Origin of the sequence: Hyunsoonleella jejuensis, assembly GCF_900111025.1 — a bacterium.
Classification (GTDB): Bacteria; Bacteroidota; Bacteroidia; order Flavobacteriales; family Flavobacteriaceae; genus Jejuia; species Jejuia jejuensis.
Map to the genome: position 1 here is coordinate 48,917 of NZ_FOFN01000003.1, position 18,225 is coordinate 67,141.

Consider the following 18,225-nt stretch of genomic DNA (forward strand, 5'->3'; position numbering starts at 1 on the left):
AAAAGTAGTTTAGGAACATACAATACTTTTACAAGAACATGAATGAAGTTCCTATGAAACTATTTCAACAACCCCGCCCGTTTTAACAAAGCCTCAGGTTTAGGTTCTTGCCCTCTAAAACGTTTGTAAAGTGTCATTGGGTTTTCCGTACCGCCTTTACTTAGCACATTATCTTTAAATTTAACTGCTACCGCTTTATTGAAAATGCCCTTTTCCTTAAAATACTCAAAAGCATCGGCATCTAAAACTTCGGCCCATTTATAACTGTAATAGCCTGAAGAGTAGCCACCTTGAAAAATATGCGAAAAGGCAGTACTCATACAGTTTTCTGCAACATCAGGATAGAGTTTGGTGTTTTCAAAAGCTTTAGTTTCATGTGCTTTTACGTCCTTAATATGGCTTGGGTCTGCACCATGCCAACTCATGTCTAGCAATCCAAAACTTAGTTGTCGTAAGGTTTGCATACCTTCATGGAAGGTGGCAGATTCCTTTATTTTCTCGACTAAATCCATGGGGATAACTTCTCCGGTTTCGTAATGTGTAGCAAACAATTCCAAAGCTTCTTTCTCATAGCACCAATTTTCCATGATCTGACTTGGTAATTCTACAAAATCCCAATACACATTCGTTCCAGATAGACTAGGGTAGGTAGTATTTGCCAACATACCATGTAACGCATGTCCGAATTCGTGAAATAGCGTTGTAACTTCATTAAACGTTAGAAGTGAAGGTTTGGTTTTCGTTGGTTTTGTGAAATTGCAAACTATGGAAATGTGTGGTCTGCTATTTTCTCCATTTTTAACGAATTGTGGCTTGTAAACCGTCATCCACGCACCATTTCGTTTTCCTGGTCTTGGGAAATAATCAGCATAAAAAATGGCTATAAAATCACCTTTTGAATTTGTGACTTTATATGTCAATACATCTTCATGGTATTTATCTATGGTATCAATTTCTTCAAAATGTAAATCGAATAATTTCTCTGCTATTTTAAAAGAACCATTAATGACATTTTCAAGTTTGAAATAAGGTTTTAATTTTTCATCATCTAGATTAAACAGTTTTTGTTTTAGTTTTTCAGAGTAATAGGCACCGTCCCATTTTTGAAGTTGTTCAATGCCGTCTGAATCTTTAGCAAAGCTTTTTAAATTTTTAAATTCTCGTTCTGCTGCAGGTTTAGCCTTTTCTAAAAGTTCATTTAAGAATTTTTGAACATTTTCAGGAGTTTCTGCCATACGTTCTTCTAAGACAAAATGCGCATGAGTACTGTAGCCTAAAAGATTAGCGCGTTGATGTCTCAAGTTTGCTATTTGCAAAACATTATTTTGATTGTCTAAATCATCCCCCTTAAACGCCTTGGCACCTGCCGCAACTGTTATTTTTTGTCGTAGTTCTCGATTATCGGCATAGGTAACAAACGGAATATAACTTGGGTAATCTAACGTAAATAACCAGCCTTCTTTCTCTTTGCTTTCTGCCAATTGTTTCGCAGCTTCTTTAGCGCCATCGGGCAATCCTGATAAATCGGCTTCATCGGTAATTAGCATTTCAAATTTGTTGGTTTCTGCTAAAACATTTTCTCCAAACTTCAATTTTAATTTACTTAACTTTTTATCTATTTCTCTAAGTTTTTCTTTCTTGTCTTTAGATAGATTGGCACCATTTCTAGAGAAACTTTTATACTTTTTATCAAGTAAAGTTATCTGTTCTGTAGTTAAATTAAGTGTTGTTTTTGAATCATAAACTGCTTTAACACGTTTAAATAAATCTTCATTCAACGTAATATCATTGCTAAATTCAGAAAGTAATGGTGATACCTCCTGAGCTATCTTTTGAATAGTTTCATTGGTTTCAGCTGAATTTAAATTGAAAAAAATACTCGAAATTCTTTCAAGTTTCTCTCCAGAAAAATCAAGTGCTTCAATGGTGTTTTCAAAAGTTGGCGGCATCTTGTTGTCAACTATAGCATCAATTTCTGCTTTGGCGTCGGCAATAGCCTTTTTAAATGCAGGTAAATAATGGTCAGCTTTAATTTTAGAAAAAGGTGCAGTGTTATATGGTGTGTTAAAACCGGTTGTCGATGAATACGCAATCATAGTTTGATAAAAAAGTGTTAAAATTTAGATGTGTTATGCGTGCACAGTAATTTATTCGTAGCTTCGCGCTGATTTTTCAGAAGAGTTAAACTTTTAGCTCATAAGAATTATTGTTAATAGCTAATGAAACCTCGGCTTTTTTGTCGAGGTTTCTCTATTTTAAATCCTTTGCTGATTCGTGCACTTTTATTTTAAGCCCTTCTTTGTAAGCTACGACTTTATCTAATACACATTTATCGTGAGAACCAATAATTTGAGCAGCTAAAATCCCCGCGTTTTTTGCACCGTTTAAGGCTACTGTGGCAACGGGAACACCACCAGGCATTTGCAAAATGGACAGGACTGAATCCCAACCATCAATAGAGTTGCTGCTTTTTACAGGAACGCCAATAACAGGCAATGGCGATAGGGAAGCTATCATTCCTGGCAAATGTGCTGCACCACCAGCGCCAGCAATAACAACGCTAAAACCTCGGGTATGTGCATTTTTACCATAATCGAATAGTTTTTCGGGCGTGCGATGCGCTGATACAATATCAACTTCAACTTCAATATCAAAACCTTTTAAGATGTCTATCGCATCTTGCATTACAGGAAGATCACTCTTGCTTCCCATAATTACACCTACTTTGCTCATAAATTCAAAATTTTAAAATTCTAAAGTCCAAAATCCAAAGAATACCATTAGGTGATTGGAATTTGGTTTATAGTTGTTGTGATTTACTCACTAATTACTTTTATCGATTGTTTTACTTCTTCAGCAACGCGACGCGCTTCATTTAAATTCTCATTCACTATAGTAACATGTCCCATTTTTCGAAACGGTCGGGTTTGTTTCTTGCCATAAATATGTGGCGTAACGCCCTCCATGGTCATTATTTTTTCTATATTTTCATATACTACATTGCCTGTATGGCCTTCAGCACCTACTAAATTTACCATAACGCCCCCAACTTTACTATCGGTTCTACCTAAAGGCAAATCTAAAATGGCTCGTAAGTGTTGTTCAAATTGAGAGGTGTAACTTGCCTCTATAGTTTGGTGGCCAGAATTGTGTGGTCTTGGAGCAACTTCGTTTATTAAAATAGAATCGTCTTTAGTTTGAAACATTTCGACTGCTAATAATCCCACATGGTTAAAAGCTTTCGAAACATTAAGCGCTACTTGTCTGGCTTTATTAGCAACGTCATCAGAAATTCTAGCGGGACAAATCACATATTCCACTTGATTAGCTTCTGGATGAAATTCCATTTCTACCACGGGAAACGTTTTTGTGTCTCCAGATGCATTGCGCGCCACAATTACCGCCAACTCGTTCTTAAAAGGCACAAGTTCTTCAGCAATACATTCGCCCTTTGGCAAGTTTTCTAAATCTGATAATTGGCGCACTACTTTTACACCATTGCCATCGTATCCAAATTGGGCTGCTTTCCAAACGAATGGCAATTCCAATCCACCATTATTTATTGCATCTTCAATTTCAGATAAATAGGCAAACCTAGAAAAAGGCGCAGTAGGCAACTCGTTATCAACATAAAATAATTTTTGTTTTGCTTTATTCTGGATGGTGCGTAATGTTCTGGATGACGGATATACTTTTATGCCTTCTTTTTCGAGAGCTTCCAAAGCATCAACATTTACATTTTCAATTTCAATGGTTAAAACATCAACCTGTTTTCCAAAATTATAAACGGCATCATAATCCATTAAGTCACCCAAATGAAATTCATCACAGGCAATTTTACATGGTGCAGCATCACTAGCTTCCAACACACAAGTATAAATATCAAACTTTCTTGTGTTGTACAATAACATTTTGCCTAATTGTCCGCCACCGAGAATGCCTAATTTAAAATCTGAAGAAAAATAATTCATTAGTAACTTTAAAATAACAGGTTAAAGATGCACAAAAATACACTTAAATAATAAATTGTGTAACCAAATCGTAAATCAAAACCTCGCAAAACGCAAATCATTTATTTATCTTTGCATTTTTCAAACCAAATGAACGTAATAAAACTTCACGATAAATATTTTAAGCCGTTTATATCTGCTAAGGAAATTGAAGCCGCAGTGGATAGCATGGTTTCTGAAATTGCTAATGATTTAGGTGATGAAATTCCTGTTTTTGTTGGCATTTTAAATGGTTCGTTTATGTTTGCCAGCGATTTTGTGAAGAAATATCCAAAACCTTGTGAAGTCACTTTTATAAAATTGGCATCGTATGAAGGTGTGAAGTCTAGCGAAGATATTCAGCGCTTAATTGGTTTAACGCAAGATTTAACAGGGCGAACAGTAATCATTTTAGAAGATATTATTGATACCGGAAAAACCTTGGCAGAAGTGCACCGAATTTTTAAGAATGAAAAGGTTAAAACACTTAAAATAGCAACACTTTTCTACAAACCAGAGGCTTACAAGAAAGATTTTAAGCTGCATTATGTAGGTATAAAAATCCCTAATAAGTTTATCGTTGGCTACGGTTTAGACTACGATAATTTGGGAAGGGATTTACCAGAAGTATATCAAATTAAACAAACACAACACATGACAAATTTAGTATTATTTGGCCCTCCAGGAGCGGGAAAAGGTACACAAGCTAATTTTTTAAAGGAAAAGTATAACCTTGTTCACATTTCAACGGGAGATGTTTTTAGATACAATATTAAAAATGAAACGGCCTTAGGAATGCTAGCAAAATCATTTATTGATAAAGGGGCACTAGTTCCAGATCAAGTTACTATTGATATGCTTAATGCTGAAGTTGAAAAAAATGCCGATGCTAACGGATTTATTTTTGATGGTTTTCCAAGAACCAACGCCCAAGCTAAAGCATTGGATACATTAATGGATGAAAAAGATTCGCAAATTAATGCAATGATAGCTCTAGAAGTTGATGATGAGGTTTTGGTAAAGCGTTTACTTGAGCGAGGTAAAACTAGTGGAAGAGCCGATGATGCTGATGAGTCTGTGATTAGAAACAGAATTAAGGTATACTACAATGAAACTGCAATACTTAAGGATTACTATACTGCCCAAGAGAAGTATTTTGGTGTTGATGGCGTAGGAAGTATAGAAGAGATTACCGAGCGATTAAGTACGGTAATTGATAAACTCTAATAACTTCGCAAAAAGAGTTTAAACTTTAAATTTTAAACTTGAAACTTTAAACTCGAATATGACAGAGGGAAATTTTGTTGATTACGTAAAAATGTATGTTGCCTCTGGTAAAGGAGGTCAGGGTTCTGCACATTTGCACAGGGAAAAATATATTACTAAAGGCGGGCCAGATGGAGGAGATGGTGGTCGTGGAGGGCACGTCATAATTAGAGGGAATTCAAATCTTTGGACATTATTTCATCTAAAATTTAAAAAACACATTCGTGCTGGTCATGGTGGCAACGGCAGTAAGAGCAGAAGTACTGGGGCCGATGGTGAAGATGCTTTCGTTGATGTTCCTCTAGGCACAGTTGTTAGAGATTCTGAAACTAACGAAATTCTCTTCGAAATTACAGAACATGGTGAGGAAAAAATTATCGTAGAAGGCGGTAAGGGTGGCCTTGGAAACTGGCATTTTAAGTCGTCAACGAACCAAACACCAAGATATGCGCAACCTGGTATGCCCATGCAGGAACAATACATCACCATGGAACTTAAAATATTGGCAGATGTGGGCTTGGTCGGTTTTCCAAACGCTGGAAAATCTACGCTACTGTCAGTTATTACTTCGGCAAAACCTAAAATTGCGGATTACGAGTTTACTACTTTAAAGCCCAATTTGGGTATTGTAGAGTATCGTGATTTTCAAACCTTTGTAATGGCCGATATTCCTGGTATTATTGAAGGTGCAGCAGAAGGTAAGGGCTTGGGGCATTACTTTTTGCGACATATAGAACGCAACTCTATTTTGTTGTTTTTAATTCCTGCCGATGCTGACGACATCAAAAAACAATACGATATTTTATTAGATGAATTGCGACGTTATAATCCAGAAATGCTAGATAAGGAGCGTTTAGTAGCGATTTCAAAATGCGATATGTTGGATAACGAGCTACAGGCAGAACTAAAAACAGAGCTGGATAACGAACTTCCAATTCCATATGTTTTTATATCTTCTGTTGCGCAAAAAGGCATTACAGAACTTAAAGATAGACTCTGGAAAATGTTGAACTCTTAATTTATTTTTGGGCGCTACCCTGTCGGGTCGGGCTTTCACTACTCAATCCCTCCTTCGTCGGGGATTTCAAACATGCCGTTCAATCCCTAACGCGGTGCAAATTTGCTAAAACCCTTATTAACCCAACCTACATTACTTCTAAGCTAAAGTGTAGATTAAGTATTTATAAATATTCGAATTTCAGAAATTAGCCAAAGACTCAAGAAAACCTTGAATACTTGCACTTAATTTTCAAATCCATAAATTTTTCGTTTTTTTACAATAAGAAAAGTTTCTTTATGAAGCAGTATATCAAGAGTATTGTAGAAATTAATGATAATAAGAAAAGCAGATATTTTGCCTTTTTTATTCAAGCGCTAATTTTAGTATCCATCATTACTTTTTCCATTGAAACCATTCCGAACTTAAAACCTGAAACCAAAACAATTCTTCAAGTTATTGAATGGTTTAGTGTCATCATATTTTCATTAGAATATGTTCTAAGAATATATGTAGCAGATAGTAAGCCAAAGTTTGTTTTTAGTTTTTTTGGAATTATCGATTTACTAGCCATTTTACCGTTTTATCTCTCCTTTGGTGTAGATTTACGTTCGTTGAGAGCGTTACGCTTTTTAAGGCTTTTTAGAATATTAAAGTTGGTAAGATATAACAGAGCAATGAATCATTTTACTTCCGCTATAAAATCAGCCAAGGAAGAGATTTTTCTATTCATATTTATAACACTTATTTTAATTTACTTCTCCGCAGTTGGTATTTATTATTTTGAAAATGAAGCACAACCAGAACATTTTTCATCCATTTTTGATAGTTTGTGGTGGGCTATTATCACATTAACTACCGTGGGTTATGGCGATGTATACCCTATTACAGTTGGTGGAAAAGTATTTACTTTTATTATCTTGATGATTGGTTTGGGCATTGTCGCAATTCCTACGGGTATTATTTCCTCGGCGCTCACAAAATCTGTAGATAAAAAGCATACTACTTCCGAGGACAACTAGAACCTCTCATTAATCCAATCTGCAATGAGTTGTAATGCAGAAGGGGCAAAAGTTTCTTCAATAGTTTTGTATTCGTCAACATTTCCAGTTTCAGCAGTTTGAAACAAATGGTTCAAGTTTTCTAGTTCTTTGATAGTAACATCAGTATTTCCAGAGGCAGATAGGGCTTTTTCTATTTCAGGTAAGTTTACTTCAGGTAACACTTGTACATCTTTGGTACCATTTAAAACTAAGATGGGGCAGGTTGTTTTTTCTAAATACGGTTTAGGCTCAATTCTTATGAATTCCAACAACCATTTAGATTCTAAAATTTTGAATTGCTGTTCAATTAAAACGGGTGTAATCGAAGGAGAAACCATCGACATTGGGTTTTGTGCTTTAAAATCATTTAATCCCTTTGTGATTTTAGATTTAATGGTGTCGGTATTTTTATATTGCTTTATGGCGTCATAAATTATGGTAGTTAGTTTTTCATTTTCATCAAGCATCATTTTTTGTGCTCCTCTTAGTTCCATCATTTTTCTGGATTGGGTTTGTAGAATTTTACCACCGTCCACACCGGTACCTGCTAATAGCACTACAAAAGCAACATCTTTATTTTTAGAAGCCACAATAGGTGCAATTAATCCACCCTCGCTATGGCCAATAAGTCCAATTTTGTTTGCGTCAATATCATTTCGAGCTTTTAAAAACTGTATCGCAGCATTCACATCACTTGCAAAGTCAAAAGAAGTCGCATCCTTAAAGCTACCTTCAGATTCCGCAATACCTCTATCATCATACCTTAATACCGCGATTCCATTATTGGTTAGGTGATTCGATAAGACTAAAAATGGCTTGTGGTTGAATTGTTTTACCTCTTCATCTCTATTTTGAGGGCCAGAACCACTAATTAGAATTGCTACAGGGGGATTTTTAATATCTTTTGGTAAAGTGAGTGTACCTGCTAATTTAATACTGTCGGCTTCACTATTAATAAAAACTACATTTTCAACACTATATTCAAAAGGAGCTTTTGGTTCTTGCGGTCTTGCATTTTGCGCAACACTTAAATTGGAGTAAAAGCATAAAATTAAAGTAAGGCAAAACGCTAGTTTTTTCATCATGTTTGTGGAATATGTGCGCAAAGGCATAATTTTTGATTAAATTTATTCAAAAAAATCAATGTAATGAAGCAATTCTTATCAATACTTACAATACTGCTTGTTGTGTCATGTGCGCCAATTTATGTGAACTATGACTATGACAAGGCGGTAGACTTTTCAAAATATAAAACCTATCAATATTTTGGAGATATGGAAACTGGTTTAAGTCAACTAGATACAAAACGCCTCTTGGATGAATTGGATAAAAAAATGCAGGCTAAGGGATTTACAATTTCTGAAAATCCAGATTTTTTAATCGATATAAAAAGTGAAGCATTTCGCAACGCGCAGCGAGAGACCGTTGGCGTAGGCGTTGGCGGTGGAAGTGGTAATGTAGGTGGCGGTATTTCCATTGGTTTGCCTATCGGGCAAAGTAGTATGACACGCCAAATTATTTTTGATTTTGTAGATGTCTCAAACAAGCAACTATTCTGGCAGGCTAAATCTGAGTCGAGCTTCAACCCGAGGGCAGAACCAATAAAACGAGAAGAACGTTTTGCTGCAATCGTGGAGAAGGTTTTTAAAAAATTCCCACCAGAACGCAAGTAGCTTTAAATTTTATAATTATCCTAACATTTCATAGTGTTAATACTCTTTTATGTTTTGTAATTTTACATAAACAGAAAACACTATGAATACAATTCAAAATAAAGTCGCATTAATTACAGGAGGTTCAAAAGGTATAGGTTACGGTGTAGCTCAATCTTTAATGGAAAGAGGAGTACATGTAGCCGTAACGAGTAGAAGTGAGGCAGCTGCAAAAGAAGCTGCAGAAAACTTAAATACGAATAGTACAACCCAAGCGAAGGCAATAGGGGTAGCTGCTGATGTTAGAGATTTTGAAAGTCAGGAAAAAGCTGTTGCCCAAACAATTGAAGCGTTTGGACAACTGGATATTATTATTGCAAATGCCGGTTTAGGGCGATTTGGTAATATCGAGAATTTAAGTGTTGAGGATTGGCATGATGTTATTGACACGAATTTAACAGGTGTCTTCTATTCCATAAAAGCGGGTGTTGCAGCTTTAAAACAATCTCAAGGGTATTTTATTACTATTTCTAGTTTAGCGGGCACTAATTTCTTTGCTGGAGGTGCAGCTTATAATGCTAGTAAATTTGGTGTTACTGGTTTTACCCAAGCTGTTATGTTGGATTTAAGACAACATGGCGTTAAAGTAAGTACGATAATGCCAGGGTCTGTGTCTACGTATTTCAATGATAATGAACCTGGAGAAAAAGATGCTTGGAAAATTCAAATTGAAGATATTGGTAAACTTGTGGTTGATCTTTTAGAAATGCATCCAAGAACATTACCAAGTAAAATTGAAGTGCGCCCAACAACACCACCTTCAAAATAATGTGTTCAATTTTATAATCTCAATACCTGTCACCCTGAACTTGTTTCAGGGTCTAAACAAAAATCAACAAATAAAGTAAAGTAGATTCTGAAATAAATTCAGAATGACACTAAAGGTATAATTTGGGCTAATATTTCTAATTTTTAACTATTTTTCTGCTTGTTAAGAGCGTATTATTAGCAAAGAAATTTGCAATATAAATTCCTGATCTGAAATTACTTATATCAATTTCTTTAGTTCGGTAGGAAGAGAGTGTTAGGGATTGTAAAAGCTTTCCATCTACGCTTGTAATATTCACTTTTATATCTGTATCAGTGTTGCTTTCAAACTTAAAATTAAGTATGGCATTCGTTGGATTTGGATACAAGGAAATAGTATAGCTATTCGATTTGGCATCTATATCATCGATACTTAATGCTGAGTAATTTATAGTCCACGTTACCGTATTTACATGCACGGTTTCATGGTTGTCAACTCTTAACATTGGGCTATTATCTGTAACTACTGAAGTTAATGTATTGCTGCCTTCTAATAAATCTATTGCTGACAAGGAAACCATATCAATATTATTTCCAATAGTTATGCCATTCAAGGTCCAGACACTTTCCAAACTGTTAGGGTTTGGTTTTATTAAGTTCAACTCGAAATCTATAGGAAAGCTAGGGTTTTCAACCGGAGTAACGTTATTTGGACTAAAACTATCAACAGGTGACACCAAGTCATGTATTTTTTCAATCATTCCTTCTTTACAAACAGCACAGAAATCTCTTCCTAAATAACGCATTTTACAGTTTTGATGTGGCCTGTTCCAGGTTGCCGCTTCGCCAGACGTACCATAAGCATAAACGCCTACACCCTCATCGTTCAACCAGTTTTTCCATTTAATTAAACTTGGGTCAGATTCTTGGGTAGAATTAATATCTTCTCTCAACCTTCCGTCTCCAGGGTAATATTCATCCAATAAATTAAAAAGCGAATGCCCCAACTCATGAATGGCAATTTCGTTAGCGCTGGTGGCCATGGAAGACATAGGAAATTCTCCACCGCTACCGCCATAGACCGTAGAATTGACTAAAATTAAAGCGGAGTCATAGGCGGGAAAATTATCTGCTAGAACAGAAATAATTTTTGATCTAGCAATATTTGAACTTGGCCAGTCAATACCATAAAACAACAGCCTATGAAACCCAAAACTATCAAAAGTTGAATTAAAGTAAGTATCTGCCGTTGCTATGGGTGTTAAGGGTTCTGTAACGTCAATAGCAGTAGCTGGATGATCCGCACCACTTTCATTTGAAGGTACCTTTACAGCGTATACGTTAAAATAATCAATGTATTCTGAAAAAGGGGATTGACTAAACAATTCAGTAGTAAAACTAGTAGCATCTGTTACAAATTGATCTAATTCACTTGTTTGATAACCGTCGCCAAGAATTACCAAATTGATGCGTTTGTCGTCATCTCCCTCATATTTTATGGTCTCCACATCAAAAACTTGGGCAGAACTGAATAGACTGAAAACGAGTGATATCAATAAAGTCCAGTATCGCTTCATAGTTCACTTACATTAGTTAATATCAGAGGATTTTGTTCATTATTAATGTTGATAGCAACATATTTAGTTTCTGGATATAGTTGTAATCTTACTGTAAATTCAGAACTATCTAATTCCATTTGTACAACTTTAAAGTTTTTTGTTTCATCAATATACTCCAAAGTCTTCACCAATGGGTTTTTAATTAATTGTTCTGATAATGTTGCTGAGGTGGCATCCAGTTGAGTACAAACTAAATCTCCTAAATTTCCTGTTTTATCTAGTATTCTCTTTTGATTTTTAAGTGTGCCCTTTACTTTTTTTGAATTTAGAAACGTAACTGTTTTGTTTCCGATTTCATTTTTTTTAATCCTATAGTTTAGAAAAACAATTTTAGGTGTGTGTTTTACTTCATGCGTTTTTTCAGATGCTGGCACCTCTTGGTTTACACCACAACTGATGCACGCTAAAGTATATAAGAATACTGGAAGCAGTTTTAAAAAAATAACAATTTTGGGGCAATTGTAAGTCATGTATTTTATAAATTAAAGCACATTTATACAGTGTAAATATAAGTAATTTAAGTGTCTTCTTCCTATTTAGGCTGTTCTATCATAATCCTCACACCTTCGCTGTGGCTACTAAATTCTGGAGCATACATGCTTTGAATTGTTGTGATGCCGTTACTCATATTTCCTGCATTATTCACTCGTAAATCGTATTCAAACACATAAACGCCTTTTGGTAAATAATCAAAAAAGAAGTTAGTAGAAGCATCTTTAGTACTTTCATAATAGCCTAAACCATCTTGCCATTTGTATTTTGAAATGACATTTACGGGTTCTAAACCAGAAGCTCTCATATCTTTCATGTGCAAAAATTCCATGTTTCTATCGCTTTTTAATTCAATACGAACTCTGACTAAATCGCCTACTTTTAATTTAGTTTCAGAAGAGATTTCTGTAATTTCTTCACCTGTATCTGTATTGGTTTTTAGGAATAATTTTTTATTCAAACTTAAAGGCGTTTCTGCTGAAGTAATTTTATCTAAATCTTCAAAATATTGCCAGTATAAGGCACCCCAAGTGATACCTTGTCCTTTTTTAGAAATTTCTACCTCTGCCATTTCTGGTTTGATTTCAGAGGAAGCCCAAGACGTTTTATAATAACCGGTTCCAGCTTCAACTTTTACATCTTCTAATTTTGAAGGTTCTATTTTTCGTCCGCCTAAAACCACATCAACCATATCGGTTACTGATAGCCAATCGCTACCTTGGAGCAATAAAGCGTAAACAGCTTCTGTAGTTGCTTTAGTTGTTTTCCATTTATTGGTCTGTTTATTTTTAAGTAACCAGATTTTTAAATTGTCAATGGTTTCAAGATTCTTCGTTTCATTCTGAATGACAGAACCAGATTCACCAAATGCTTCAATTAATAAGGCTTGCGTTTCAATAGGCGCTTGATACCAATACCATGAATTAGTGCTAGATTTCCAGTACATACCCAATTCATCCGAAGTAATACTGGTTTCTTTCAAAGATTTTAAAATTTTTGAAGCTGTTTTTATATCATTAGTTCTATAAGACACCAGTGCCATCATACCTTTAGCATATAACGATCGTTTTACCCAATACTTTTGAATTTGTGATTGGTAATAAGCCATAATATCTTCTACTTCTTTAGATGCTTTAATTTCATGGAAGAAGCTTCTCATGTACAAATAATGCAATTGTGTATAGCTCAAATGGTCTTTATTTAGGTCTACTTTTGCATCATATTTTCTAATGTCTTTGTATGTTTTGACGAATTCATTATCTAGATAATTGATAGCATTTTTAATCATAGATTCTTCGGCGGCGCCAGTCCTGAGCGAAGTCGAAGGGCTCTGAATGACACCAAGTTTTTTCAAGTGTCCAAAACCAGCAATAATATGTTGTGTGATATATCGGTTTTCATTTCCTCCTTTAAACCAAGACCACCCACCAGAATTCATTTGATTGCTTTTTAATTTGTTGATGGCCAATTGCAATTCATTATTCATTTTATTCAAATCGAATAATAAGGCAATACGTTTTTTCTGTTCGGTTTCGCTTTGTGCATTTCGTAACCAAGGGGTCTCTTCAATTAAAATTGATTTTAATTCTTCATTCTTTTCCAAGTTTGAAAGTAGTGCCTCTGTATTTCGCCACTGATTAAAGACTTCCTGAATTCTAGGATTTGAATTCACAATATGGCTCGCCAAAGCATTGGCATAATATCTTGAAAAGGTTTGCTCATTACAATCATACGGATATTCCATTAAGTAAGGCAATGCTTGTACCGCATACCATGCTGGATTAGAAGTCATTTCCAAGGTCAACTTATGATGTTTTAGTGTGGTGGCTGAGGCACTCGAAGCCAACTTGTCTAAAGTAAAGCTTCTAGTCTCGTTACTTTTTACCCACATCGGTAAGGTTTCTGTAACCAACATTCTGTTTGAAAGCACAGGAAGCGCATTTTGTTCACCATCACTAAAATCGCCGGAGGTTGCTAAAATTTTATATTGAACCGCTTGTACATTATCTGGAACGGTTAAATTCCATGAGACTTGGGTGTTGTTTTTTGGGTTTATAGAAAATGATTTGGAGGCTGAGGCACTCGAAGCCTCATCTTTTGTATGACTATTATTTGTGACTTCGAGAGCCTCAGTCACCAGTCTATTTGTAATATCTATACCAGAAATAGCATCAGTTAAAGCTAATTTGGCTTGCCCTGAAAGTACTTTGTCTGTTAGATTTGCAATTTTCGTGCTTATAGTGATCTTGTCGCCTTCACGTAAAAATCGTGGTGCATTCGGTATTACCATTAGTTCTTTTTGCGTTACTGCCATTAAACTTGTTGTGGCACTTTCCAAAGTTTTGGTATGCGCTAATAATTGCAGTTTCCATTGCGTTAAAGCTTCAGGTGTATTAAAGCTGAAACTTATGTTGCCCTCTGCATCTGTTTGTAATTGCGGAAAGAAAAAAGCAGTTTCTTGCAAGTTTTTACGGATTTTAATGTTGTCGAAGTTTGGTTTTTTTTCTGATTCTCTTGATGAGTCTAATAGTTCTATTGCTTCTTCTTTAGATATCGAATTCAAAGTTTTTTCAACATTTTCCAAATCTCCACCAGCGTTTAGTTGTTCAGGACTAACTGCAGCGACAGCACCAGTTATTCCCTCTCTTTTTTGACTGCCATAACCAACAACAACTACTTCTTCCAATTCTGCGTTATCTTCCATAATTTGAATTCCTGAAACACGTCCAGACAAAGCTTCCCTTAAACGTGATGGGTAATAATTCCCGAACCTAAACCCAAACCAATTTAATCTATCATAACCTTGAGGTGTAAATCTATGAGAGAAGCGTTCTTGATACACTCTAAAATATTGTGTACCAAAACTACTTTGTCCCGTTGGGTTACTAAACGAATAAAAGGTTGGTTTTTGAATAGGGTTAAAAATCCAGTTATGCGATTTGAATTGGTCTAGAGATGCATCATACATACTTGCCAATAATTCAGCACTCACTTTATCACCTTGCGGACCTTTAATTTTAAACTGCCAAGTTTCATCAGTTCCAGGTAGTAACTTGTCTCTAAAGGTTAATGTTTCAATATATAAATCTGTGCTTGGGTAAGGCACAGCTATGGCAACATTACCAGATTGAAAACTATTAAATGCTGCAAAACTATAATTCACCGCAAAACCGCCTAAATCATCTTGGGTTACAGGAACACTAATCACTCTTTTGTTGTTATTAAGCGTGATAATTTCCTTTTTTATAATAGTTCTGTCTTTTTCAATTGTTATGGTTACGGCAATATTTTCAGCTGAAGATGCTATAGTTACATTCGCTGTATCTCCAATGTTATATGAAGATTTGTCCGTTGAGATATTGAACAACTGATGATCTGGAAGTGTTTCGTCGTTTTCACTAAACACCATTGTTTTTTCTTCATCTTTAACTACTTGTCCAAATTTATCTTTGGTTTCTAATGTGATAATATACGAGCCAGATTCCCACTTCTTCATCCTACCCAATTCTAAAGTTTTGGAGTTTTCAGTGTTAAACGATTTTTCTAAAACCAAAGCACCTTTCTCCCAATTGCTAGGTAAATGTTCATCAGTATACGCATCATATGGAAATAGTGTATTAAACGCTGCTTTAGAAAACTCTTGATAATCTGGTGCAGGCCAAGGACGCATTCTTAACGAGCGTTCAGGAGAAATTAACTTATATATTTTTATAACACCTTTTGCAGGTACAAACTCGCCATTTAAATTTTGGGTAGTTATGGAAATGGTATTGTCCTTTTTAGTTTTTTCTAGACTTTCAGGGACACTCAGACTTGCTGTTAATGCATGGTAACCAACATTCACAATTGTAGTTGCACTTCGGGTTTCACCATTGATATCAGTGACATCTGCAGTAACTTCATATTTAAAAATTGGGAGACTGCTTTTATCTACACTTGTATCTGGAAGTGCTTTAAAGGTAATCTCAAAATTCCCCGAATCATCTGTAATGGTTTCACCATGAGTAATTTCTTGAGGCTCACTATTTATGTATGGACGATACCAAAAATACCAACGCGGATACTGCACTTTTCTGTGTACACGATATACTACTTTTGCATTGGTAATGTTACTGCCTGCATAAGCTAGAGCATTGACTTTTACAGTTACTGAATCGTTAATTTTATAAGTTTCTGTAACGGGATTAAACTTGGTTTCAAATTTCGGACGTTTGTATTCTTCTAAGGATATATACTCAGTTATATAAAGGTGTCCATTTTTGTCTTCAGACTTTAGTTGAATTGAGTATTCACCATTTAAACCATTATTTGGAAGTATGAACTCTCCCGAAACGGAACCAAAATCATTAGTTGTAAGCCCCATTGTTCTAATGGTTTCACCATTAACATTAAATAATGTAATTTCTACGACATGGTTAGCTAAAACTTCCGATTTACGCTTATCAGTTTTCATTGCAATACCTTTGAAATAAACAGTTTGTCCTGGTCTGTAAATACTTCTGTCGGTAAAAAGGAAAGCATTATAATTTATATTTGTCTTTTGGATTTTGTGCCTCTGATTCAAATAATAATCACCAAAATAAGCCAGTTCGTTCCCTTTTTTAACTTTAAGATTGATGTTTCGGTACCAACCACTTCCCAACTTTTTTAGCTGTATTTGCCCAAGTTGGTCAGAGGTAAAATTTTCAATTTGCTTAGTTCTATTGTTTCTTTTGAAATAAGACACTTCAACTTTCGCGTCGGCGTAGGGTTTACCATTATTTCTATCGATGATTTGAAAGATCTTGTGATTTGGGGTCTGCGTTTCAACCAAAGCCAAATTAGTAACTTGCACATGTGCAAACGCAAAATTTGCAGCACTACTCTCTTTTTTTGATGACACCACTAGGTACCTACCATTATTTAATTTTGGCAATAAAACTTCGGTAGAATGTGCCTGAAAATCACCGTCGTCTCTTAATGTACTATTCCAAGATGCTGTTGCGTTAAGTTTTTTAATAAATGCCCATTGCTCATCTTGTCGGTATGTTTTGTTGAATGTTTCATATTGTTTTTCAGAAAGTTTATAAATCTTGAAATTGAGCAGACTCAAATTTTTGTAATCCACTAAGATTCGGGCATTTTTTTGAATAGGCAGAAATGCTTCCGTTTTTAATTGGAGGGTGGATTGAAGAATATTAGATTTAAGGACCGTACATTTCTCAGCAGCCCGACTTTCAGGAAATTTAGAAATAACGGTATTACATATGCCCAAAGCCTCCTTAGCTTTCCAGCGAGGAGTCTCATTTGTTTTAGGATTGTATTTTTTACTTTGATTATAATAAATCGAAGCAATTTCAAAATCATACAATCCAGAAACTTCCTGAGATTTTAGTCTGTCGCTTTCAGATTTTAAGGAAGCTAGTATTAAAGCCTCCTTATCGTCAAAAGTAGCGTGCTCATTTACAAATTTTAAACGTTCGATATTTACATCTGCCAAAGCGTAAGGCGATTCGTTTTTTAGATGAAACCGTATTAATGCCTTATAAATTTTTAATGCATATAATTGTAGCGATGAAGTATCTTTTGAAGTTAAATTCAAAACTGAAAATGTTTCAGCATCAGCTAAAAGTTTTGGGCTGTCAACCTCAAATTTGTAAGCGGGTTTGGTAATTTGGGTTTCATCTGTTTTATAAAAACCTAAAGCATTATGCGCTAAAAAATCAAAAAGTGTAGGTCTGAAATTCTTAGAGCCTTTTTCCGCATGCAGTAGGGCGTTATAGTATTTTAAAGGTTCTTGCTGCAATAGTAATCCGTTATTTAAAGACTTCTGAAAGTGCAAATGCACTTCAGTAAAAAGTGTTTCTAAATCCCAGGTTCTGAAATCGGTATTGGGCATTGAGGCACTCGAAATGCTAGAAGTTGTGTCTTCGAGACCCTCAGACACCCTAGTACGATTATAAAACTTATATCTGTTTTGTTGAAAGTATTGCCAATACAAATTGGCTAAAATACTTTCAAGAATGTTTTTAGTGGGGAATTCATTTTTGGCAATTTCACTCTTAAAATTATTTATAATACGCAACTGTGCATCTTCTTCCAAAACCAGTGCATACTTACTTTTAAAAAGCATGGTTTTAATTATCTGAGGATGATTATTGTCTTTTTTAGCTTGTAAAGCTATGGCTTCAACAGATTTTAAGGCCGATTTAGGCAAACCTTCTTTTTCAAGTGCCTTCACCTCCTGCCAAGAACTTTCGTAGTTATAATGTTGAGCTTGGGAGAGGTTTGAGAATAATATGACCATAATTATTATAAAGACTTGTTTCGCTTGCACTGAATTCATTTGAATTTGATTTTATATCTAAGCTACGTTCAAAA

Annotated in this window: 12 protein-coding genes; 5 read left to right on the forward strand and 7 right to left on the reverse strand. The window is 35.1% G+C overall.

Annotated features, from left to right (window positions below):
- Positions 1–59: 59 nt before the first annotated feature.
- The 3 genes from BMY39_RS10250 to BMY39_RS10260 all read right to left on the reverse strand — a co-directional run bounded on the left by BMY39_RS10250 (position 60) and on the right by BMY39_RS10260 (position 3,971).
- Positions 60–2,096 (reverse strand): M3 family metallopeptidase, encoded by a 2,037-nt coding sequence (locus BMY39_RS10250; RefSeq protein WP_092579314.1) that lies wholly within the window; start codon positions 2,094–2,096, stop codon positions 60–62.
- A 154-nt stretch (positions 2,097–2,250) separates the two neighbouring features.
- Complete coding sequence (purE, locus tag BMY39_RS10255) at positions 2,251–2,733, reverse strand: 5-(carboxyamino)imidazole ribonucleotide mutase (RefSeq protein ID WP_092579316.1); 483 nt, start codon at positions 2,731–2,733, stop codon at positions 2,251–2,253.
- Positions 2,734–2,816: 83 nt separating this feature from the next.
- The gene (locus tag BMY39_RS10260) at positions 2,817–3,971 is read right to left on the reverse strand and encodes a 5-(carboxyamino)imidazole ribonucleotide synthase (RefSeq protein ID WP_092579318.1); all 1,155 of its coding nucleotides are present in this window, start codon (positions 3,969–3,971) and stop codon (positions 2,817–2,819) included.
- 129 nt (positions 3,972–4,100) lie between these two features.
- Between BMY39_RS10260 and BMY39_RS10265 the strand changes: the two genes are divergently transcribed.
- From BMY39_RS10265 to BMY39_RS10275, 3 genes are all read left to right on the forward strand, one after another.
- Positions 4,101–5,216 (forward strand): adenylate kinase, encoded by a 1,116-nt coding sequence (locus BMY39_RS10265; protein WP_092579320.1) that lies wholly within the window; start codon positions 4,101–4,103, stop codon positions 5,214–5,216.
- Positions 5,217–5,274: 58 nt separating this feature from the next.
- Positions 5,275–6,273, forward strand: coding sequence for a GTPase ObgE (gene obgE / locus BMY39_RS10270; protein ID WP_092579322.1), 999 nt, complete (start codon positions 5,275–5,277; stop codon positions 6,271–6,273).
- A 278-nt stretch (positions 6,274–6,551) separates the two neighbouring features.
- Positions 6,552–7,274, forward strand: coding sequence for an ion transporter (locus tag BMY39_RS10275; RefSeq protein ID WP_092579323.1), 723 nt, complete (start codon positions 6,552–6,554; stop codon positions 7,272–7,274).
- Here BMY39_RS10275 and BMY39_RS10280 read toward each other — a convergent pair.
- Positions 7,271–8,380 carry an alpha/beta hydrolase family protein gene (locus tag BMY39_RS10280; protein ID WP_177176585.1) on the reverse strand — a complete coding sequence of 370 codons (1,110 nt, stop codon included), beginning with the start codon at positions 8,378–8,380 and terminating at the stop codon, positions 7,271–7,273. The two genes, BMY39_RS10275 and BMY39_RS10280, sit on opposite strands and share 4 nt — an antisense overlap.
- Before the next feature lie 63 nt (positions 8,381–8,443).
- Between BMY39_RS10280 and BMY39_RS10285 the strand changes: the two genes are divergently transcribed.
- Together BMY39_RS10285 and BMY39_RS10290 are read left to right on the forward strand one after the other, a co-directional pair.
- The gene (locus BMY39_RS10285; protein ID WP_092579327.1) at positions 8,444–8,968 is read left to right on the forward strand and encodes a DUF4136 domain-containing protein; all 525 of its coding nucleotides are present in this window, start codon (positions 8,444–8,446) and stop codon (positions 8,966–8,968) included.
- Between the two features lie 82 nt (positions 8,969–9,050).
- Positions 9,051–9,776 (forward strand): SDR family oxidoreductase, encoded by a 726-nt coding sequence (locus tag BMY39_RS10290; RefSeq protein ID WP_092579329.1) that lies wholly within the window; start codon positions 9,051–9,053, stop codon positions 9,774–9,776.
- Positions 9,777–9,912: 136 nt separating this feature from the next.
- Here BMY39_RS10290 and BMY39_RS10295 read toward each other — a convergent pair whose 3' ends face one another.
- The 3 genes from BMY39_RS10295 to BMY39_RS10305 all read right to left on the reverse strand — a co-directional run bounded on the left by BMY39_RS10295 (position 9,913) and on the right by BMY39_RS10305 (position 18,190).
- Complete coding sequence (locus BMY39_RS10295; RefSeq protein WP_092579331.1) at positions 9,913–11,331, reverse strand: T9SS type A sorting domain-containing protein; 1,419 nt, start codon at positions 11,329–11,331, stop codon at positions 9,913–9,915.
- On the reverse strand, positions 11,328–11,843 hold the full coding sequence (locus BMY39_RS10300; RefSeq protein ID WP_092579333.1) for a hypothetical protein: 516 nt from the start codon (positions 11,841–11,843) through the stop codon (positions 11,328–11,330). Before BMY39_RS10300 ends, BMY39_RS10295 begins: the two co-directional genes overlap by 4 nt.
- A 62-nt stretch (positions 11,844–11,905) precedes the next feature.
- A complete protein-coding gene (locus tag BMY39_RS10305) occupies positions 11,906–18,190 on the reverse strand; it encodes an alpha-2-macroglobulin family protein (protein WP_245738256.1) in 6,285 nt (2,094 codons plus the stop codon).
- Positions 18,191–18,225 lie beyond the last annotated feature (35 nt).